Genomic DNA, 20,047 nt, shown 5'->3' with positions numbered 1-20,047 from the left:
GCTCCGGAACCTGCGCCCGCCCCGGCACCCGCTCCCGCACCCGCACCGGCCCCGGAAGCGGCCCAGCCGACCGAAACGACCCCGCCGCAGATTCCGGGGCAGAACTGCAGGACCGGCAGCTGATGTCCGTGTCCTCTGCGCCTTCCGGGGCCTCGTTCCCGAGCCCGCCCGGAGGGTTTGCCCCCGCGCCCGTGCAGTCCACCCGCAGGACCGCCGAACTGCTGCTCATCTGTGCCGCCATCGCCATCACCACCCTGTCTCTGGTGCTGGTCGAGGCGAGCCAGGAACAGACGATCACGTGGGATCTCGCGAAGTACGGAATCGCGTACGCGGCACTGTTCCTCACCGCGCACGTCGCCGTACGCCGCTGGGCCCCCCACGCCGATCCGCTGCTGCTGCCGATCGTCGCGCTGCTCAACGGACTCGGGCTGGTGCTCATCCACCGACTCGACCTTGCCGACGCGGCCACCGCGGCCTACTACGGACGCGAAGCTCCCTCCCCCGACGCCACCCAGCAGGTGCTGTGGACGGCGCTCGCGATCGCCGGGTTCATCGCCGTCCTGATGCTGCTGCGCGACTACCGCCTGCTCGCCCGCTACAGCTACACCCTCGGCCTCGCCGGCCTCGTACTGCTCGCGATCCCGGCGGTGCTGCCGGCCTCGATGTCCGAGGTGAACGGCGCGAAGATCTGGATCAAGCTGCCGTTCTTCAGCATTCAGCCCGGTGAGTTCGCGAAGATCCTGCTGATCATCTTCTTCGCGTCCGTCCTGGTGTCGAAACGCGAACTGTTCACCACCGCGGGCAAGCACGTCTTCGGCCTCGACCTGCCGCGCGCCCGCGACCTCGGGCCGATCCTCGTCGCCTGGATCGTCTCCATCGGTGTCCTTGTCCTCGAGAAGGACCTCGGCACCTCGCTGCTGCTGTTCGGCACCGTCCTGGTGATGCTGTACGTCGCGACGGAACGTGTCGGGTGGCTCGTCATCGGCGGCGCCCTGCTCGCCCTCGGATTCGTGTTGGCCTACCAGATGTTCGGGCACGTCCGCGTGCGCGTGCAGACGTGGATCGACCCGCTCGGCGACTACAACAACACCGGCTACCAGATCTCCCAGTCCCTGTTCGGGCTCGCCACCGGCGGCGTCGCGGGCACCGGACTCGGCAGTGGTCGCCCCTCCCAGGTTCCGTTCGCGAAGACCGACTTCATCGTCGCGACGATCGGTGAGGAACTCGGTCTGATCGGCCTCGCCGCCGTGCTGATGCTCTTCCTGATCCTCATCATCCGCGGACTGCGAACCGCACTGGCGGTCCGCGACAGCTTCGGCAAACTGCTCGCCGCAGGCCTGTCGTTCACGATCGCCATCCAACTGTTCGTGGTCGTCGGCGGCGTCACCAAGCTGATCCCGCTGACGGGTCTGACCACCCCGTTCATGTCCTACGGCGGATCGTCACTGCTCGCCAACTACCTGCTGCTGGCGCTGCTGATGAAGATCTCCGACTCCGCCCGCACCCCTCCCGAGCCGAAGAAGAAGGGACCCGCACCGATCGCGGATGCACCGACGGAAATGTTGAGGCGCACATGAACACTCCCCTGCGCCGCGTCGCGATGGCCGTCATGGTGATGGTCGTCGCGCTCCTCGCCAACGCCACCTACGTCCAGGTCATCAAGGCCGACGACCTGCGCACCGACCCCCGGAACTCGCGGGTGCTGCTCGACGAGTACTCCCGCCAGCGCGGGCAGATCTCCGCGGGCGGACAGGTGTTGGCGGCGTCCGTCCCCACCGACGACCGGTACAAGTACCTGCGCACGTACCCGCCGAACACGGCCGCACCGTCCAGCCCGTTCGCGAACGCACCCGTCACCGGCTTCTACTCGATGCTCTACGGCAACACCGGCCTCGAGCGAAGTGAGGACGCCGTCCTCAACGGCTCCGACAACCGACTGTTCTCGCGCCGCTTCTTCGACCTCGTCTCGGGACGAGATCCGCGTGGCGGCAACGTCGTCAGCACCATCGATCCCGTCGTCCAGCAGGTCGCCTACGACCAGTTGACCGCGAAGGGCTACACGGGTGCCGTCGTCGCGATCCGGCCCAGCACCGGTGAGATCCTCGCGATGGCAAGCACACCCAGCTACGACCCGAACCTGCTCGCCAGCCACGACGGCAAGGTCAGCACCGAGGCGTGGGAAACGCTCAACGCCGACCCCGACAAGCCCCTGCTCAACCGGGCCGTCTCACAGACCTACCCGCCCGGCTCGACCTTCAAGGTGGTCGTGACCGCCGCCGCCCTCGGCAACGGCGCAAACCCGGAGGAACAACTGACCGCGGCCCCGACCATCACGCTGCCCGGAACGACGACGACGCTCGAGAACTACAACGGCACCAACTGCGGTGGCGGCCCGACCGCCTCCCTGCGGGACGCGTTCGCGCGGTCCTGCAACACCGCGTTCGTCGAACTCGGCATCCGCGCCGGAGCCGACGCCCTCAAGGACACCGCCAGCGCGTTCGGCATCAGCCCGGACACGACCGGCATCCCGATCCCCGTGGCGGACAGCACCGTCGGCACCATCCCCGACAACGCGGCACTCGGCCAGTCCAGCATCGGTCAGCGCGACGTCGCGCTCACGCCGCTGCAGAATGCCGTCGTCGCCGCGACCATCGCGAACGGTGGGGTCCGCATGCAACCCCACCTCGTCGCACAACTGCAGAGCCCCGACCTGTCGAACCTGGCGACCACCGCCCCCGAATCCCTTGGGCAGGCTGTGTCCCCACAAGTTGCGTCCACACTCACCGAGCTGATGATCGGCTCCGAGAACAACACCGGCGGAGGCAACAAGATCCCCGGCGTCCAGATCGCCTCGAAAACCGGTACCGCCGAACACGGCACCGACCCGCGCAACACGCCCCCGCACGCCTGGTACATCGGGTTCGCACCGGCGCAGAACCCGGAGGTCGCGATCGCCGTGATCGTCGAGGACGGCGGCGACCGCGCGCTCGCCGCGACCGGTGGCTCGGTGGCGGCTCCCATCGGTCGGGCCGTGATCGGCGCTGCGCTGCAGCGGGAAGGCGAACGATGAGTCTCCAGAACGGCGCGCTCATCGCCGACCGCTATCGACTGATGCGCCTGATCGCCACAGGCGGCATGGGCCAGGTCTGGGAGGCGACCGACAACCGCTTGCATCGCCGTGTCGCCGTGAAGGTCCTCAAGGCGGAGTTCTCCTCCGACCCCGAGTTCCTCGCGCGGTTCCGCACCGAGGCACGCACCACGGCGCAGCTGAACCATCCCGGCATCGCAGGCATCTACGACTACGGCGAGACCCGCGACACGACCGGGCAGGACACCGCCTACCTCGTCATGGAGCTCGTCAACGGCGAACCGCTCAACGCGGTGCTCTCCCGTGTCGGACGCCTGTCGCTGCCGCACGCCCTCGACATGCTCGAACAGACCGGCCGCGCACTGCAGGCCGCGCACGCGAGCGGAGTCGTGCACCGCGACGTCAAGCCGGGCAACATCCTCATCACCCCGACGGGCCAGGTGAAGATCACCGACTTCGGCATCGCCAAGGCCGTCGAGGCGTCGCCCGTCACCCGCACCGGGATGGTGATGGGCACCGCCCAGTACATCGCCCCCGAGCAGGCCCTCGGCCAGGACGCGACGCCCGCCAGCGACGTGTACGCGCTCGGCGTCGTCGGCTACGAGGTGCTGGCCGGACACCGCCCGTTCTCCGGGGACGGCGCGCTGACCGTCGCGATGAAGCACGTCCAGGAGATTCCCGCACCGCTGCCGGCGGACCTGCCGCCGAACGTGCGTGAACTGATCGAGATCACGATGGCGAAGGACCCCGCCGCCCGCTATCACAGCGGCGGCGAGTTCGCGGACGCCGTCACGGTCGTGCGATCCGGCGGCAGGCCGCCGATGCCCGGCAGCGGCGCCCCGACCGTCGCCGTCGCACCTCCCACCGCCGCCACCCAGGTGATCGGCAGGCAGCCCACCACTGCGGCAGCCGCTGCGGTCGTGCCCGAACCGAGCGGCCTCACCCACAACCAGAAGGTGGTCGCGTGGGTGGCGGGCGGACTGATCGGCCTCGGCCTGCTCGTCGGCGGATGGATGCTGCTGTTCGGCGGCGGAGACGCTCCGTCCTCGCCCGCAAAGGTGACGACGAGCCGCCCCGCGGTCACGACACCCGCTCCGACGACCGCACGTCCGACGACGACGACCGAAGAGCCGACGACGACGGAATGGACTCCGGAGCCGACGACCGAGGAGCCGACGACCACCACCACCGAACCGCCCACCACCACCACGGAGCGGACGACGACCACCACCACCGAACCGCCCACCACCACGACCACCGTCACCACAACGCTGAGCGAGACCACGACCTCGGCCACCCAAGGACAGCCATGACCACACCGCGCAAACTCTCCTCCCGCTACGAGCTGGGCGAGATTCTCGGCTTCGGTGGCATGTCCGAGGTACACCTGGCGCGCGACCTGCGGCTCAGCCGCGACGTCGCGATCAAGGTGCTGCGCGCCGACCTCGCCCGCGACCCCACGTTCTACCTGCGGTTCCGCCGCGAAGCGCAGAACGCGGCCGCACTGAACCACCCGGCGATCGTCGCCGTCTACGACACCGGTGAAGCCGAAACCGACGCCGGACCGCTGCCGTACATCGTCATGGAGTACGTCGACGGCGTCACGCTCCGCGACATCGTGCGCGGCGAGGGCCCGATGGCGCCGCGCCGCACCATGGAGGTCATCGCCGACGTCTGCGCCGCGCTCGACTTCAGCCACCGCAACGGCATCGTGCACCGGGACATCAAGCCCGCGAACATCATGATCAACCGTGCGGGCTCGGTGAAGGTGATGGACTTCGGTATCGCCCGCGCGATCTCCGACAGCTCCAGCCCGATGACGCAGACCGCTGCCGTCATCGGCACCGCCCAGTACCTGTCACCCGAGCAGGCCCGCGGCGAACAGGTCGATGCCCGCTCCGACGTGTACTCACTCGGCTGCGTGCTGTTCGAACTCCTCACCGGCGAACCGCCGTTCAAGGGCGACTCGCCGGTCGCGGTCGCCTACCAGCACGTCCGCGAGGACCCCGCGCTGCCGTCGTCGGTGAACCCCGACATCCCGCGCGAGCTGGACTCCGTGATCCTCAAGGCGATGAGCAAGAACCCCGCCAACCGGTACCAGAGCGCAGCCGACATGCGCAGCGACCTGGTCCGCGTCCTCGGCGGACAGCGACCGTCCGCCCCGATGGTCATGAACGAAGAGGACCGCACCACCATCATCGGCGCGGTCGACAACAGCTCCGGGCGCTACGCCGCCGCAGCCGCAGCGGGCACCGCGGCATCCGAGCCCGCGGCTCCCACACCGCCGTCACAGGGCAACCGGACCCTCAAGATGGTGCTGGCCGGCATCGCCGCGATCGCGGTCATCGGCATCATCGGCGCCTTCCTGTGGTCCCTCGGACCCGGATCCAAGGTCGAGCAGGTCACCGTCCCCGACGTCACCAACCAGTCGGCTCAGGCAGCGCAGTCCGAACTGCAGAACCTCGGGTTCCGCGTCCAGACCCAGCAGAAGCCCAGCAAGGTCGTCGGCGAGGGCAACGTCGTCTCGTCGATCCCCGTCGCCGGGGCGCGCGCCGACGAAGGCACCGTCGTCACGCTCGACATCTCCAGCGGCCCCGAGCAGGTGGACGTCCCGAGACTCGCCGGGCTGACGCAGGCGCAGGCCGCGCAGGCCCTCAGTTCCGTCGGGCTCGCCCTCGACCCGGCGATCGACCGCGCATCGTCCACAGCGGACCAGCTCGACAAGGTGACCGCGCAGGAACCCGCGGCGGGCGCCAAACTCGAACTCGACAGCACCGTCCAGATCACCCTCGGTACCGGACCCGAACAGGTCCGCATCCCGAACGTCGTCGGACAGACCCTCGAAGTCGCACAGCCGAACGTCGAGGGTGCCGGCTTCAAGGTCGAGGTCGAGAACATCGATTCCGGTCGACCCCGCGGGCAGGTCGTCGCCACCGATCCGACCGGTGGCGACACCGCCGCTCGCGGCAGCACCGTCCGGCTGAAGGTGTCCAACGGCAACATGATCGAAATGCCCGACCTCAGCGGTCAGACCGTCTCGCAGGCACTCACCACGCTGCGGAAGGAAGGGTGGACGGGCTCGTCCAGCCAGCTGGTGCAGCGCCCCGAGCCCACGCTGGAGACCGATCAGGTCGGCAAGATCGTCACGCAGGCGCAGCCCCCGGGATCTGAGGTGTCGAAGACGTCGACCGTCACGGTCGGCATCGGTCAGCTCGGGATTCCGTCGGGCGGCCGCTGACCCTGCTCCATCTTCCTGAATGGCCCATTCATTCGGTCAGACCGAATGAATGGGCCATTCAGGAACAAAGGGAAGAGCAGGTTCCGCCTGCAATGAGCGGATGGTGGAGCGTCAGGACGCGGTGAGGGCGTCACCGAGGGCGCGGGCGACCTCCGACTCGAGCGACGCGACCAGGGCCTCCGAGGGCCGCTCGCCGCACACCTCGAGCCAGTTCGCGAGCATCCGGTGGCCGCCCTGCGTGAGCACCGACTCCGGATGGAACTGGACGCCGTGGATCGGCAGGTCGCGATGACGCAACGCCATCACGATGCCGGTGTCGGTGTGCGCGGTCGGGATCAGCTCGTCCGGCATCGTCTCCGGCAGCACCGTCAGGGAGTGATAGCGGGTCGCGGTGAACGGACTCGGCAGGCCCGCGAGGACTCCGGTGCCGTCATGGGTGACCTGGCTGGTCTTGCCGTGCAGCAGCTCGGGCGCGCGGTCGACGGTCGCACCGAACGTGGCGCCGATCGACTGATGTCCGAGGCACACGCCGAGCAGCGGCGTCGACGCGTCCGCACACGCCCTGACCAGGTCCATGCTGGCGCCCGCACGCTGCGGGGTACCCGGGCCGGGGCTCAGCAGGATGCCGTCGAACTCCTCCGCGACGGCGGCACGGTCGTCGAGACGCGGATCGTCGTTGCGCCACACCGTCGCCGTCGTACCCAGCTGTCCGAGGTACTGGACCAGGTTGAAGACGAAGCTGTCGTAGTTGTCGACGACGAGGATGCGCATGGCGCCAGGATAAGCGGCACCGCGTCAGCGGGCGAACTTGGTGCGCATCTGACCGTCGAATGCCGGCACCGTCAGCGAATCCGACGTCGACTGTGTGTATCCGAGGCCGTAGCGAACCGCGTACTGCTTGAACAGGCGGACGCCGGGTTCGGCGTCGAGTGCCGCGGTGAGCCGGGCCGGGTCACCGAGTGCCGTCATCACGTACGGCGGACTGTATGTGCGCCCGTGCAGGAGCAGGGTGTTGCCGATGCAGCGCGGTGCGGACGTACTGACGATGCGCTGATCCTGCATTCCGACCGCGGTCGCACCGCCCGCCCACAGCGCGTTGAGCACGGACTGCACGTCCTGCTGATGCACGACCAGGTCGTCGGGACGGGCACCGGCCGGGTAGTTGCCGTCCGAATCGCGGGATGCGTCCGTCATCGTGACGGTGACGCCGGGTCCGGTGACCTCGGATCGCCCCGCTTCCCCCTCGAGGGCGCGCACCTGGTCGAGCACCGCCGCGACGTCGCTGTCGGAGTACCCCGCGGTGTCCTGCAGCTCCTCGACCCGCGTGGCGAGACCGTCGTGTTCATCGGTGACGCCGTCGAGGTCGGACTGCGCAGCCCTGACGAGGTCGGACAGCCTGGTGGTGTCGCCGCGCCGCAACTCGTCCCCCGCGGAGACTTCCCGGGCGGTCGCGAACAGCAGTCCCGCGACGAGGCAGACGATCGGTACGCACACGAGCCAGAACCGCGACCGGCGGACGGGTTCGGTCATGTGTCGCCTCCCGGCACGATCGGGTGTGAGCGGCACCGGGGACGGACCCGACCGGATCGCGCCTGCGTTGGCGTGTTCCCCGCTACCGTAGGCTCGAATGTACCTGGCAGGCGTCGACGACGACGCCGACCGCCGCACGTACACCGTTCATCCACAGGGCCTGCCGCCCTGATCACATCACCCGAGGACGTCATGCCGAAGTCGAAGGTCCGGAAGAAGACGGACTACAACATCGCTCCCGCGAACCGCACGCCGGTGAAGATCAAGGCCGGGCCGTCCAGCCCGATCTATGTGTCGGTGATGCTCGGCCTGATGCTGATCGGCCTCGCGTGGCTCGTCGTGTACTACCTCGCGGGCGACCAGATCGATTTCATCAACAACCTCGGCGCCTACAACTTCCTCATCGGGTTCGGCTTCATGGTTGCCGGTCTGATCATGACGATGCGGTGGCGCTGACCTCGGGTTTCGTCGACCCCCGCGGGTGTCAATTACACACCTGTCATTAATCCCCATGTGGATAACCTCTGTGGATAACTACGGGAGTATCTGTGCACAACCCGCACACGAGTTGGTCGACCCCCACCGCGGCGCTCGCGGCGACCGGCATCGGTGGTGTCGCGATGGCGGTCGCCGCGGTGACGCTGGCCGCTGACCCCGCGGGCCGGTTCCTCATCGGACTGGCCGCGCTCGGCCTCTTCGTGGTCACCGCACTGGGAGTGCGGCAGCGGCCCCGCCTCGCGATCCGCGACGACAACAGCGGGATCGTCCTTCAGCGACTCAGCGGCACGCTCGACGTGCACCGCGGTGACCTGAGCCGGGTGCGCATCGTGCGCTACCCGCGGCTCGGCCGTCGCGTCCCGATGTTGGAGATCGACGTGCGGCCTCCGGGATCCGACGACGACAAGCTGATCGTGTTCGGTCGCTGGGACCTCGGCACCGATCCCACGACGGTGTTCGAGGCGTTGAACTCCCGCGGACTCGTCCCACCCCCGAGGTGAACGTCAGAGGCCGAACTCGCTGCGCAGCTGCGCGGCTCGAAGCCCGATGAGGCCGACGGTGACGAGCGCGACGACGGCAAGCCCGATCCAGCCGATCCGAATCGCCTTCTCCCGGTCCTGCCCGGCGCCGAGCCACTGCGGCGCGTAGAGGAGTGCTGCCGCAGCAGCAGCGCCCGCGACCAGCCCACCCAGGTGTCCGAAGATCGAGATGCCGGGCACCGTGACGCTGATGATCACGTTGATCGCGATCACGCCGACCACGGGAGCCGGACTGCGGCGAAGCTTGAGAAGAATGACGGCCTGAGCTCCCATGATGCCGAAGATCGCACCGGAAGCACCCGCGGTGAAGCCGCCGTTCTCGAAGGCCATCACGGACGCCGACCCGCCGAGCAGCGAGATCAGATAGACGCACAGGTATCGCGAACGCCCGAACACCAGCTCCGTGTCGCGCCCGAGGATGTACAGCGCGAACATGTTGACCGCCAGGTGCAGCAACCCGAAGTGCAGGAAGCCGCTGCCCAGGATCCGCATCCAGTCACCGTTCGCGACGTCCAGCGGCGACAGCACCCACCGGCCGAAGAGTGCCGAATCGAAGACCGCCGCACCGGTGAACGGGTTCACGAACCCGCGGCCGTTGTCCATCACCGACTGCGCCTGTAGCGCCGTCACCAGGAAGACGACGACGTTGATCGCCATCAGCACATACGTCACGACCGGTGTCGGGAGCCCGGACCGGACCGGAGCGCCCGCAACCGTGCGCACCTGCGCGGTTCGGCGGTTGTCCTCGGCGACGCAGTCCACGCAGTGCTGACCGACCGAGGCCGGACGGAGGCATTCGGGGCAGGCGGGGCGTCCGCAGCGCGTGCAGGACAGCCCGGTGGGGCGGTCCGGGTGCCGCACGCACCGCGGTTGGGGTGGGATGCCCTCGCCGGGACCACCGCCCCAACCGGGGTTCGTCATCTGGTTCCTCGGTGGATCAGGAGATGGTGATGCTGTTGATCACGACCGGCTCGACCGGTCGGTCGGAGCGGTCGACCGGGGTGGACGAGATGGCGTCGACGACCTTCTTGGACTCCGCGTCGACGACCTCACCGAAGATGGTGTGGCGACGGTTCAGGTGCGGGGTCTGGCCCGTGGTGATGAAGAACTGCGAGCCGTTGGTGCCCGGGCCTGCGTTCGCCATCGCCAGCAGGTAGGCGCGGTCGAACTGCAGCTCGGGGTGGAACTCGTCGGCGAACTTGTAGCCCGGGCCGCCGCGGCCGGTACCGGTCGGGTCGCCGCCCTGGATCATGAAGCCGTCGATGACGCGGTGGAAGACGGCGCCGTCGTAGAACGGGCCGGACTTCTCGCCCTTGGCGTTCTCGGTGCTGTAGTCGGCGGACCCGTCGGCCAGGCCGACGAAGTTGGCGACCGTCTTCGGCGCGTGGTTGCCGAACAGGGCGATCTTGATGTCGCCACGGTTGGTGTGCAGCGTTGCGGTTGCGGTCTGATTCGGTGTGCTCACCCCTCCATGGTGCCATTCACGCGCCGCCGCGGCGCCATGCGCACGCACGAAGTGTCCTGGGAACATGTGCGAGAGTGGACAGATGACGTGCGCGACGAAGCAGACCCCGACTCCGGAACCGGTCGACCGCGATACCGAATCCTCCAGCCCCACGGCTCAATCGACAGCACTGCGACTCGCTCGGGCCTCCGCCCTGGGCGTCGCGAAAGGCACCGGCAGCGCGGTGAAGAGCGTCGGCGCACTCGGCGCCTACCTCGCCGGCCAGGGGTACGGGCTCGCGAAGTCCGGACTGACGCGATCGAAGGCGCTGCCCGCGGTCACCCTCGTCGACGAGGACCTGATCGTGGCCTCCGCCGCGGAACCGGCACGACGCGGTCGCACGCTGCGCAGGGTTCTCGTTGTCGGAGCGCTCGGGGCAGCGGTCGCCGCAGGCGTCGCGGTGTGGCGTCTGCGCAGACCCGAACCCGCACCGGTCGCCGCGCAGCCGCCCAGCCTCCGCGACTTCGATACCCCCGAAGCCGGAGAGCCGACGCCGTAGATCGGTTTCACGTGGAACGGGCCCGACAGATGTCGGGCCCGTTCTGTTGTGTCCGGGTCAGCAGTTGCCCGCGGTGGGTGCCCCGTTGAAGCGATCCAGCATGAACTGGGTCGCCTCGGGAAGCCCGAGCAGCATCGGCGCGACATGGTTCACCCCGAGGCCCCGGCCCATGGCGGGCGCAGCGTTCTCGGTGAATTGGACGGTTGCCCCGGCCGCACACCAGTCCGTCGCCAGCTGAGCAGCCTGCCCGAACGGCACGATGTCGTCCTGGATCCCGGACTGCACCAGCGCCGGTGCGGACGGCGTGAGGCGTCCGATCCGCTGCCGGTCCAGCAGTTCCCTCGCGACCGGCAATCGGTCCAGCACCACCGACAGCGGTTCACCGCTGCGGGTGAAGCTCGATGTCTGCTGGAATCCGAACGCCGCCGCCGTCTCCGCGACGCACTGGTCGGCGACCCGCGCCAGCATGTCCCGGCCACGGTCGTTGATCTCGACATCGAGCGACGGGCGCAGCTCCGGGTACGCCTCGACCAGACTGTTGATGGCGTAGCCGATCGCACCCGTCAGCGACGAGCCGTCGATTTCCTCGAGAGTCGCGAACAGATCCGCAGGCGGCGCCCCGGCGTACGTCCCCTTGACGTCCAGTTCCGGCGCGTACTGCGGTGCCAACTCGGCTGCCGCCGCGGCCGCACCGCCGCCCTGGGAGTAACCCCAGAATCCGACAGGACCGTCCGGCGCGATGGACGTCCCCGGCAGCGCCTGCGCCGCGCGCACCGCGTCCAGGACGGCGTGCGCCTCCGATTCGCGGTTGACGTAGGTGTGGACGCCTTCCGTTCCGAGTCCCTCGTAGTCCGTGACCACGACCGCGACGCCACGCAGCAGCAGGTTGTTCACCGCGATCGATTCGTATTCGACCATCGGCGCGAGGTGACTGTCGACGTTCAGGACCTGCCCGAACAGCTTGGACGGCGCGCACTGGTCGCCCTGACCGTGGGTTCCGATCGCGACGCTGACCAGCGGCCGCTCCCCCGCTCCGGTCCACGGTGCCTGTGGATCGAAGTACGTACCGGTGACCGCGATCGGATCGCCGTTCGCGTCGGCCGTGCGGTACATGATGCGCGTCGAGTCGGCAGGCAGCCCGCCGGTGGCCGTGGGAACCCTCAGGAGCATCGATGCCGGCTCGCTGCGGATCAGTTGCCCGGCCGCCGCAGGCAGTTCCGTCGGTGTCGAGTAGAAACCGGCCGGTGCCGCGCTCGCCTGGGCGGACCCTGTCACGGCACCTATCGCCAGTACGGCGGCGAGGGCGCACTGCACCCCTTTGCTGTTCACCACGTCGAGAACCCCCGAGAAGTTAGATGTTACCGTCAGTAACATATTGCCTCGGCAGGCTAGCACGGTGTCGGGCGTCACCGGGACCGCCGGATATGACGCAGCAGACGTACCGTGCACCGGGCGCACACAGAGTTGTCCACAATTCCACAGGCACCAACGCAAAACACCCCCACCGGAATCGGTGAGGGTGTTCGTCGAACTCGTATGTACTTCTTTGTGGAGCCTAGGAGATTCGAACTCCTGACATCTGCCTTGCAAAGGCAGCGCTCTACCAACTGAGCTAAGGCCCCGTCCGCGTCAGCGGCTGGTGACCTCGTGCCAGACATCTTCGCCGTCACGCTGCGCTCGCAGCTTGACGATTCCGAAGATCACTGCCACAGCGGTCAAGGCGACCAACAGAATCTTCATCCGCGAATCCTTCGTCGACACGGGGAGTGGGCCTAGGAGGACTTGAACCTCCGACCTCTTCCTTATCAGGGAAGCGCTCTAACCGCCTGAGCTATAGGCCCGTGTCCGGCTCGTGAAACTCTCTCTCGAACCGAGGCATGACACTACCTCACCGACCCGCAGCCACCCAAATCGGGTCGGTGAGGTAGAGAAAGACCAGGTCAGGTCCGTCTCGACCGATCAGTCTCGATCTGCCAGCGTCACCTCGACACCGCCGACGAGATCGGTGCAGAGGTTGTAGATGAACGCACCCACGGTGGCGAGTGCGGTGAACAGGATGATGTTGATACCGCCGATGAGGGCCGAGTACCCGAACACCTGCCCCGCGGTCACAAGACCGGACTCCGACGTCTCCGACACGATGTCGGTGAAGGCGTTGTTCAGTCGGTCCCACACACCCATGCCGTCCAGCACGACGTACAGGAACCCGATCGCGAACATCCACACGAAGAACATCGCGACCGACAGCACCAGCGCGACCTTGAGGGTGGACCAGGGGTCGACCTTGCGGATCTGCACCGAGGCACGCAGCGGGTCCCCGACCGGAGTCGCCGCCGCGACGACCACCGGCGGACGCTTACCCGTTGCCTTCGCAGGCTCCGCCGCAGGCGCGGGAACCGGCGTCGGATGCCGGACCTCGGACAGGTCGGGCAGGTCCTTGGCCAGGTCGGTGCGGTCGATGTGCCTGGTCGGCCCGTCGATGACGCCGGCCTTCGCCTGAGCGGCCTGCTTCCGTGCCTGCTCGCCTGCCGGACGACCCTGGGCCGGACGCGCCGGAGCCGGATTCTGCGGCGCGACCTGCGGCGCGGGCGTCTTGGGCGCTGCCTGCGGTGCAGCCTTCTGCGCGCCCGTCTGCGGTGCGGCCTTCTGCGGCGCCGACTGCGGCGCAGGCTTCTGAACGCCTGCCTGCGGCGTACCGTTCTGCGGCGCGGCCTTCTGGGGTGCACCGTTCTGCGGCGCGGCCTTCTGCGGCGCGGCCTGCGCAGCGGGCTTCTGCGCCCCTGCCGCCGGCACCGGCTTCGTCGCGGGCGAGGGAACCTGCTCGGACGGGCTCTGCGACTTCGGAGCGCCCGACGGCGACGGTGTGCCCTGCTGCTGCGCTGCGGGCTTCGCCGGGGGAGCCGCCGCCGGACGGGGAACCTGCGCCCCCGCGGGTGACGGCGTTCCGGCGGACTGCTGCTGCGGTCCGGCCGGTCGGGACGCGGGGGCAGGCGGAGTGCCCGCACCCTGCGGCCCACGCTGCCACGGCGGCGTCTGGGCACCGGTCCGGGTGGGTCCGGCGCTGACGGCACCGGAACGTCCGGACGGCTGCGGCCCCGCCGCTCCCGACTGCGTCGGGGAACCACCCTGTACCGGCGAAGCACCCTGTGCCGCGGAACCACCCTGCGGCGCGGGCCCGCTCGCCTGTGATCCCGGCACGCCCGACTTCGGCGCATCGCCAGGTGCCGACTTCGAATCCCCGCCCACCGCTGCGGTGGCCGACCCGTTCGATCCCGGCTTCTCCCCCGGGTTCTTCACCGGATCGGCGTTCTTGGCAGGGGTGGCAGGCTTTCCGTTGGCCGACCCGTTCGCCACGCCACTCGACCCGTTGTTCGGGCCTGTGTTCGGCTCGGTAGAACCCACCGGGATCGGCCGGTCACTACCCGGCTGGTGGGGAGTGCTCACTTACGACTCCTTCGCTGCGTCAGTCGCGGCGGTGTCCGCCTCTTCGGGTTCATCGGCGTTGCGCGCGATCGCGAGCAGGGTGTCACCGTCACCGAGATTCATCAACCGCACGCCCTTGGTCTGCCGGCCTGCCTTGCGGACTTGCTTGGCCGCCGTACGGATCACGCCTCCACCGGAGGTGATGGCGTACAACTCGTCGTCGTCGTCGGCGATGAGCGCTCCGACCAGGGTGCCACGCTTGGGGTCGTACTGGATCGTCAGCACTCCCTTGCCGCCGCGACCCTGCACCGGGTAGTCCTCCATCGCGGTCCGCTTGGAGTAACCGCCGGAAGTCGCGACCAGCAGGTACGTCCCCTCCTTGACGACGTTCAGCGACAGCAGCGCGTCCTCGCCGTTGAAGCGCATGCCCTGGACACCGGACGTCGCGCGTCCCATCGGCCGCAGTGCCTCGTCGGTCGCGGAGAACCGGATGGACTGCCCCTGCTCCGACACGAGCAGCAGGTCGTCGTCCGCGGAGCACAGCACGGCTCCGACCAGTTCGTCCTCGCCGCGCAGGTTGATCGCGACGATGCCGCCCGACCGGTTGGAGTCGAAGTCGGAGAGCTTCGACTTCTTGACCAGGCCGTTGCGGGTCGCGAGCACCAGGTAGGGCGCGTCCTCGTACGTCTGCAGGCGGATGACGCCCTGGATCCGCTCGTCCGGCTGGAACGCCAGCAGGTTCGCGACGTGCTGCCCGCGGGCGGTTCGACCGGTCTCGGGCAGCTCGTAGGCCTTCGCGCGGTAGACGCGTCCCTTGGTCGTGAAGAACAGCAGCCAGTCGTGCGTCGAGGTGACGAAGAAGTGCCGGACCAGGTCGTCCTGCTTCAGTTCGGCACCCTTGACGCCCTTGCCGCCACGCTTCTGCGAGCGGTACAGGTCGGTCTTCGTCCGCTTGGCGTACCCGGTTTCGGTGATCGTGACGACCACGTCCTCGCGGGCGATCAGGTCCTCGTCGGCGACGTCACCGTCGGCGGCGATGATCCGGGTGCGGCGGTCGTCGCCGTACTTGTCGACGATCTCCTTGAGCTCGTCGCGGACGATGGCGCGCTGACGCTCCGGCTTCGCGAGAATGTCCTGGTAGTCGGCGATCTCGAGCTCGATCTCGGCGAGCTCGTCGACGATCTTCTGCCGTTCGAGGGCGGCGAGGCGACGCAGCTGCATCGCCAGGATCGCGTCGGCCTGGATCTCGTCGACGGTGAGCAGGTTCATCAGGCCCGCACGCGCGACGTCGACGGTCTGCGAGGCGCGGATCAGCGCGATGACCTCGTCGAGCGCGTCGAGGGCCTTGACGAGGCCGCGCAGGATGTGGGCGCGTTCCTCGGCCTTGCGCAGCAGGTAGCGGGTCCGCCGGACGATGACCTCGAGCTGATGGGTCACGTAGAGGCGGATCATCTGGTCGATGCGCAGGGTGCGCGGCACCCCGTCGACGATGGACAGCATGTTGCAGCCGAACGTCGTCTGCAGCTGCGTGTGCTTGTAGAGGTTGTTCAGCACGACCTTCGCCACGGCATCGCGGCGGACCGTGACGACGATGCGCAGGCCGGCGCGATCCGAGGACTCGTCGTGGATGTCGGAGATCCCGGCGATCTTCGCGTCCTTGACCTGCTCGGCGATCGCGTTGACGAAGTTGTCGGTGTTGACCTGGTAGGGCAGCTCCGTGATGACGATCGTGGTCTGCCCCTTGGCGTTCTCCTCGATCTCCACGACGCCACGCATCCGCACCGAGCCGCGGCCGGTCCGGTAGGCGTCCTGGATGCCCTGGCCGCCGACGATCAGGCCCGCGGTCGGGAAGTCGGGGCCCTTGACGCGCTCCATGACGGCTTCGAGGGTGGCCTCGTCGTCGGCCTCATGGTTCTCGAGCGTCCAGTAGATCGCCTCCGCGACCTCGCGCAGGTTGTGCGGCGGGATGTTGGTGGCCATGCCGACGGCGATGCCGTTCGAGCCGTTGATCAGCAGGGCCGGAACGCGGCTCGGCAGGACCGTAGGCTCCTGCGTCTTGCCGTCGTAGTTGGGCGCGAAGTCGACCGTGTCGTGGTCGATCTCCCGCAGCATCTCCATCGCCAGCGGCGTCAGGCGGCACTCGGTGTATCGCATGGCGGCGGCGCCGTCGTTGCCTCGGGAACCGAAGTTGCCCTGGCCGTCGACCAGCGGGTACCGCAGCGACCACGGCTGCGCCATACGCACGAGGGTGTCGTAGATCGACGAGTCACCGTGCGGGTGGTAGTTGCCCATGGTGTCGGCGACCGGTCGCGCGGACTTCACGTAGCCGCGGTCCGGGCGGTAGCCGTTGTCGTACATCGCGTAGAGCACGCGCCGGTGAACGGGCTTGAGACCGTCACGCACGTCCGGCAGGGCGCGGCCGACGATCACGCTCATCGCGTAGTCGATGTAGCTGGACTGCATCTCCTGCTGAATGTCCACAGGCTCTACGCGGTCGTGCCCCGGTTCGTCCGGCGGCAACGTGGTGTCAGTCATCGGCTCCTCTTCTTCTCAGCATCGGTGTGCCGGGTGCGACGGCCGCGGACAGAGCCCACGGACCCGGGGCGACGGTGACTTCGGAAGGCCGAGCTCCCGACGTCCCGCGTCGCACAACCACACAAGTCTATAGGTGCTGGTCAGCTAGAAGCGGCAGCCTCGGCGGCGCGGAACCGATCGAAGCGTGCCACGCGTCATCTCCGCCCGGATTCCTGCTGCGTCCAGGCGCGGGCCTGCGCCTCGAGTTCCGCGGTCACGCGGTCCGGGGCCATGAGCAGCGCCACGATCGGCACCACGAGGATCAGCATGCTCAGCACAAAGGCGGCGAACAGGATGACGAAGATCTCGGCGCCCGGTGGGATCGGCGCGGAGTCGTCGATCCGGACGCGCAGCGACGCCATCATCGCCGCGTGCATCAGCACGGGGGCCAACGCGACCGCGACCGAACCACCAACGAGGGTGACGCGCCGGACGTCGGCCTGGGACAACCACACCACGCCGAGCGAGCCGAGCACCGCGACCACCGCCGCGACCGCGATCAGTGCACCGTCCATGTACGTGCGGCCCTGGACCTCGATCGACCGCATCGCGACATAGAAACCCACCGTCAGGCCAAGTCCCATGACGACCGCGGCCGCCATGTTCGTGACGATTCTGGTGTCGCTGCTCGACTGCCCGTCGGCGGAGGTCCGCCGCCTGCTCAGCAGCAGACCCGCGAAACTGGCCGCGTCACAGATCAGCAGCGATGCCACCGCACCGGTCCGGTCGAAGCGGATCACGCTGCCGTCGACGGCGAAACCGGCCAGCGCGATGATGGTCGGGAGCCAGAACGCCACCCCGCCGATTGCCAACGCAGCCAACACCATCCACATCCGGGGCCGGGTGGCGGAATAGGCGGCGCGGCGGGCACAGGCAATCCCGACATAGGTTCCGGTCGCGCCGATGGCGACGGCGAGGAAGATCACCCAGATCCCCATCGACAGGTTGTGCACTTGGTCCGACATGCTGCGGATCGTCGCCTTTCGGTGATGGGTACTCGGGGCCGGACCGCTAGGTCAGGCGACCGTCTGACCGAGGCGGCGCAGCGCGTACTCGGTGATCGCGACGAGCGCGCTCTTCGCCGACTCGCGCTGCCGGGCGTCGATCGACAGGATCGGCACGTCTGCGGGGAGCGCCAACGCCTGCCGGATGTCCTCGGGGTGGTAGCGCGGAGCGTCGTCGAACTCGTTGATCGCCACCAGGAACGGCAGGTTTCTGGCCTCGAAGAAGTCGACGGCGGCGAAGGACTCGTCGAGCCTGCGCGTGTCGATCAGGACGATCGCGCCGATCGCCCCCCGGATCAGGTCGTCCCACATGAACCAGAAGCGGTTCTGGCCGGGCGTCCCGAACAGGTACAGCACCAGGTCGTCGGCGAGGCTGATCCTGCCGAAGTCCATGGCCACCGTCGTGGTCGCCTTCTGCGGCGTGGCGCTGATGTTGTCGACGCCGGCGGAGGCGTTGGTGACCAGTGCCTCCGTCCGCAACGGGACGATTTCGGAGACCGTCCCGACGAGGGTCGTCTTGCCGACTCCGAATCCGCCTGCCACGACGATTTTCGTTGAAGTCACCTGGCTGTTGCGCCGGGTGTCAGATCTTGCGAAGTCCACCGAGGACCCTTTCGATCAGATCGCGACGTTCCTTGTCGCTCGAGTCGTCCTGAAGTGTTGCCATGATCCGGACGTGCCCGGCCTCGACGAGGTCGCCCACCAGTACGCGGGCGACTCCGATCGGAACGCCGACCCTGGCGGCGATCTCTGCAACTGAGGGTGATTGCGAACACAGTGCCACAATCGCCGAATCGACATCACCGAGTTCGAAAGCCCTGTTGTCCGGGTCGGGCAACGTCTGGATCAACGCCTCGATAGCCAGCTCGACCTTGGGCTTGGTTCGTCCCGAGGTCAGCGAATACGGCCGGACCAGACTCGGTCCGGCCCCGCCGGGGGCGTCGTAGAACTCGTCCATCGTGTCTCCGTCAGGTACCGATCGACGTGCGCGGGACGGCCTGGACCGACGCGCCGACCCTGTCGACCAGGAGGGCCATCTCGTACCCGATCTGTCCGATGTCGCAGTTGGTCGACGTCAGCGTGGCGAGGTGCGAACCGTCGCCGACGCTCATCAGCAGCAGGTAGCCGTGCTGCATCTCGACAACCGACTGCAGGACGCCGCCACCGTCGAACAGGTTCGACACGCCTGCGGACAGGCTCGCGAGACCGGAGGTGACGGCAGCGAGCTGCTCGGCACGATCGGTCGGCAGGTGCGCGCTACCCGCCATGAGCAGGCCGTCCGCGGAGACGAGGACGGCGTGCGACACGCCCGGGGTGTCCCGGGCGAAGTTCGAGACGAGCCAGTCCAGCGGATGGCCGTCGGACACATGATCGCTGCTCATCGATCTCCTTCATTGCTGTTGCCTTCGGTACGGCCCGCGGCACGGCCCGCACGAATACCCATCTGATGTCGGCTGAGATTGTCACGAACCGACTCCGGGTCGCGCAGTCGCGCACGCGGTTCGGCGTTGTCGACGCTGCCCGGAACGAGCCGTCGTCCGGGCAACCGCTGCGGGAGACCCGACTGCGTATGCCGTTCGACCGGTGCGACGGAAGCTCGCTCGGCGGCCTGCCACCCGGCGTCCGCCGCGGTGTTCCAGTCGCTGCTCGACCCGCCCGGTTCGGTCGGGTCGGTCAGCCAGTCCGAGACCATGCCCGAGAAGATCGGCGTCCCCGTCGCGGTGACGTCCTGCGTCGGAGGGGCGGACGGCCGGTTCTGGAAGAACGACGCGGTCTTGACCGGGTTGCTGCGGTAGCGGTGCCGGGTTCCCTGCGCCTCGTTCGGGTCGTCCTGGCCCAGCGGATCGGGACGCTCGCCGGTCGGAGCCTGCGGCGGCAACTTCTCCACCGGGACCTGCGGAATCGAGGCTGGCCGTGGCGCTCCGCTGGCCCCGGGCGTGCGCTGGGGAAGACCCGACGCGGCGCCCGGAACACGTTGCGGCAGGCCGCTCGGTGCGATGCCCTGCCCGTTCGTCTCCGGTTCGCCGGACCGGGGTTCTGCCGTTGCCGGAGCCTGCACCGACGAGGACGGTTCGGAGGGAATCGAGGGCGCGGCGGGCGCCGATGCCGACGGAACCGGTGGCGCAACGGGTGCGGCCGGAGTCGGGGCG

The 20,047-nt window shown here is 68.5% G+C and carries 19 protein-coding genes, 2 tRNA genes and 1 pseudogene; 7 read left to right on the top strand and 15 right to left on the bottom strand.

The window, feature by feature from the left end:
* Positions 1-122: 122 nt before the first annotated feature.
* From FFS72_RS25435 to pknB, 4 genes are read left to right on the top strand one after another with little or no spacing between them, the layout of a single operon-like run.
* The gene (locus tag FFS72_RS25435) at positions 123-1,577 is read left to right on the top strand and encodes an FtsW/RodA/SpoVE family cell cycle protein (protein ID WP_137876553.1); all 1,455 of its coding nucleotides are present in this window, start codon (positions 123-125) and stop codon (positions 1,575-1,577) included.
* Positions 1,574-3,070, top strand: a complete 1,497-nt coding sequence (locus FFS72_RS25430; protein WP_137876552.1) for a peptidoglycan D,D-transpeptidase FtsI family protein — start codon at positions 1,574-1,576, stop codon at positions 3,068-3,070. The genes FFS72_RS25435 and FFS72_RS25430 overlap by 4 nt, the downstream gene beginning before the upstream one ends.
* Positions 3,067-4,401, top strand: a complete 1,335-nt coding sequence (locus FFS72_RS25425; RefSeq protein WP_137876551.1) for a serine/threonine-protein kinase — start codon at positions 3,067-3,069, stop codon at positions 4,399-4,401. The genes FFS72_RS25430 and FFS72_RS25425 overlap by 4 nt, the downstream gene beginning before the upstream one ends.
* Positions 4,398-6,326 (top strand): Stk1 family PASTA domain-containing Ser/Thr kinase, encoded by a 1,929-nt coding sequence (gene pknB / locus FFS72_RS25420; RefSeq protein ID WP_137876550.1) that lies wholly within the window; start codon positions 4,398-4,400, stop codon positions 6,324-6,326. Before FFS72_RS25425 ends, pknB begins: the two co-directional genes overlap by 4 nt.
* Before the next feature lie 111 nt (positions 6,327-6,437).
* Here pknB and FFS72_RS25415 read toward each other — a convergent pair whose 3' ends face one another.
* Together FFS72_RS25415 and FFS72_RS25410 are read right to left on the bottom strand one after the other, a co-directional pair.
* The gene (locus FFS72_RS25415) at positions 6,438-7,097 is read right to left on the bottom strand and encodes an aminodeoxychorismate/anthranilate synthase component II (RefSeq protein ID WP_137876549.1); all 660 of its coding nucleotides are present in this window, start codon (positions 7,095-7,097) and stop codon (positions 6,438-6,440) included.
* Between the two features lie 24 nt (positions 7,098-7,121).
* On the bottom strand, positions 7,122-7,856 hold the full coding sequence (locus FFS72_RS25410) for a DUF881 domain-containing protein (RefSeq protein ID WP_137876548.1): 735 nt from the start codon (positions 7,854-7,856) through the stop codon (positions 7,122-7,124).
* A 192-nt stretch (positions 7,857-8,048) separates the two neighbouring features.
* On the opposite strand from FFS72_RS25410, the gene crgA reads away from it, so the two are divergent.
* Together crgA and FFS72_RS25400 are read left to right on the top strand one after the other, a co-directional pair.
* On the top strand, positions 8,049-8,312 hold the full coding sequence (crgA, locus tag FFS72_RS25405; protein ID WP_050066822.1) for a cell division protein CrgA: 264 nt from the start codon (positions 8,049-8,051) through the stop codon (positions 8,310-8,312).
* A gap of 92 nt (positions 8,313-8,404) precedes the next feature.
* The gene (locus tag FFS72_RS25400; RefSeq protein WP_249353531.1) at positions 8,405-8,854 is read left to right on the top strand and encodes a PH domain-containing protein; all 450 of its coding nucleotides are present in this window, start codon (positions 8,405-8,407) and stop codon (positions 8,852-8,854) included.
* A 3-nt stretch (positions 8,855-8,857) separates the two neighbouring features.
* Here FFS72_RS25400 and FFS72_RS25395 read toward each other — a convergent pair whose 3' ends face one another.
* Together FFS72_RS25395 and FFS72_RS25390 are read right to left on the bottom strand one after the other, a co-directional pair.
* Positions 8,858-9,814 (bottom strand): rhomboid family intramembrane serine protease, encoded by a 957-nt coding sequence (locus FFS72_RS25395; RefSeq protein ID WP_137876547.1) that lies wholly within the window; start codon positions 9,812-9,814, stop codon positions 8,858-8,860.
* A 16-nt stretch (positions 9,815-9,830) separates the two neighbouring features.
* Entirely contained in the window at positions 9,831-10,358 is a 528-nt protein-coding gene (locus tag FFS72_RS25390) for a peptidylprolyl isomerase (protein ID WP_137876546.1), read from the bottom strand.
* Positions 10,359-10,440: 82 nt separating this feature from the next.
* On the opposite strand from FFS72_RS25390, the gene FFS72_RS25385 reads away from it, so the two are divergent.
* Entirely contained in the window at positions 10,441-10,896 is a 456-nt protein-coding gene (locus FFS72_RS25385) for a hypothetical protein (RefSeq protein ID WP_137876545.1), read from the top strand.
* 57 nt (positions 10,897-10,953) lie between these two features.
* On the opposite strand, the gene FFS72_RS25380 is transcribed toward FFS72_RS25385, so the two are convergent.
* The 11 genes and pseudogenes from FFS72_RS25380 to FFS72_RS25335 all read right to left on the bottom strand — a co-directional run.
* Positions 10,954-12,228, bottom strand: coding sequence for a lipase family protein (locus FFS72_RS25380; protein WP_171018828.1), 1,275 nt, complete (start codon positions 12,226-12,228; stop codon positions 10,954-10,956).
* Positions 12,229-12,445: 217 nt separating this feature from the next.
* Positions 12,446-12,518: transfer RNA gene (locus FFS72_RS25375), tRNA-Ala, on the bottom strand.
* A 7-nt stretch (positions 12,519-12,525) separates the two neighbouring features.
* Positions 12,526-12,636 (bottom strand): DLW-39 family protein, encoded by a 111-nt coding sequence (locus FFS72_RS26695; protein WP_212744395.1) that lies wholly within the window; start codon positions 12,634-12,636, stop codon positions 12,526-12,528.
* A gap of 27 nt (positions 12,637-12,663) precedes the next feature.
* Positions 12,664-12,737 (bottom strand) — tRNA-Ile (locus FFS72_RS25370).
* Positions 12,738-12,855: 118 nt separating this feature from the next.
* Positions 12,856-14,340: a DUF3566 domain-containing protein gene (locus tag FFS72_RS25365; RefSeq protein ID WP_137876543.1), complete on the bottom strand. Its 1,485-nt coding sequence runs from the start codon at positions 14,338-14,340 to the stop codon at positions 12,856-12,858.
* The gene (gene gyrA / locus FFS72_RS25360) at positions 14,341-16,854 is read right to left on the bottom strand and encodes a DNA gyrase subunit A (protein ID WP_137876542.1); all 2,514 of its coding nucleotides are present in this window, start codon (positions 16,852-16,854) and stop codon (positions 14,341-14,343) included.
* A 194-nt stretch (positions 16,855-17,048) separates the two neighbouring features.
* Positions 17,049-17,858: an MHYT domain-containing protein gene (locus FFS72_RS25355; RefSeq protein ID WP_137876541.1), complete on the bottom strand. Its 810-nt coding sequence runs from the start codon at positions 17,856-17,858 to the stop codon at positions 17,049-17,051.
* Between the two features lie 51 nt (positions 17,859-17,909).
* Positions 17,910-18,461 (bottom strand): GTP-binding protein, encoded by a 552-nt coding sequence (locus FFS72_RS25350; protein WP_137876540.1) that lies wholly within the window; start codon positions 18,459-18,461, stop codon positions 17,910-17,912.
* A 19-nt stretch (positions 18,462-18,480) separates the two neighbouring features.
* Positions 18,481-18,855: a DUF742 domain-containing protein gene (locus FFS72_RS25345; RefSeq protein WP_137876539.1), complete on the bottom strand. Its 375-nt coding sequence runs from the start codon at positions 18,853-18,855 to the stop codon at positions 18,481-18,483.
* A 10-nt stretch (positions 18,856-18,865) separates the two neighbouring features.
* Positions 18,866-19,279: a roadblock/LC7 domain-containing protein gene (locus tag FFS72_RS25340; RefSeq protein ID WP_137876538.1), complete on the bottom strand. Its 414-nt coding sequence runs from the start codon at positions 19,277-19,279 to the stop codon at positions 18,866-18,868.
* Positions 19,276-20,047 (bottom strand): annotated as a pseudogene (locus FFS72_RS25335) (ATP-binding protein); the annotation flags it as partial. The pseudogene FFS72_RS25335 and the gene FFS72_RS25340, both read right to left, overlap by 4 nt.

Source organism: Rhodococcus sp. Q, from assembly GCF_005503035.1.
Classification (GTDB): Bacteria; Actinomycetota; Actinomycetes; order Mycobacteriales; family Mycobacteriaceae; genus Rhodococcus_G.
The sequence above is the reverse complement of the archived record's forward strand: the minus strand, read 5'-3'. Positions and strand labels throughout refer to the sequence as shown.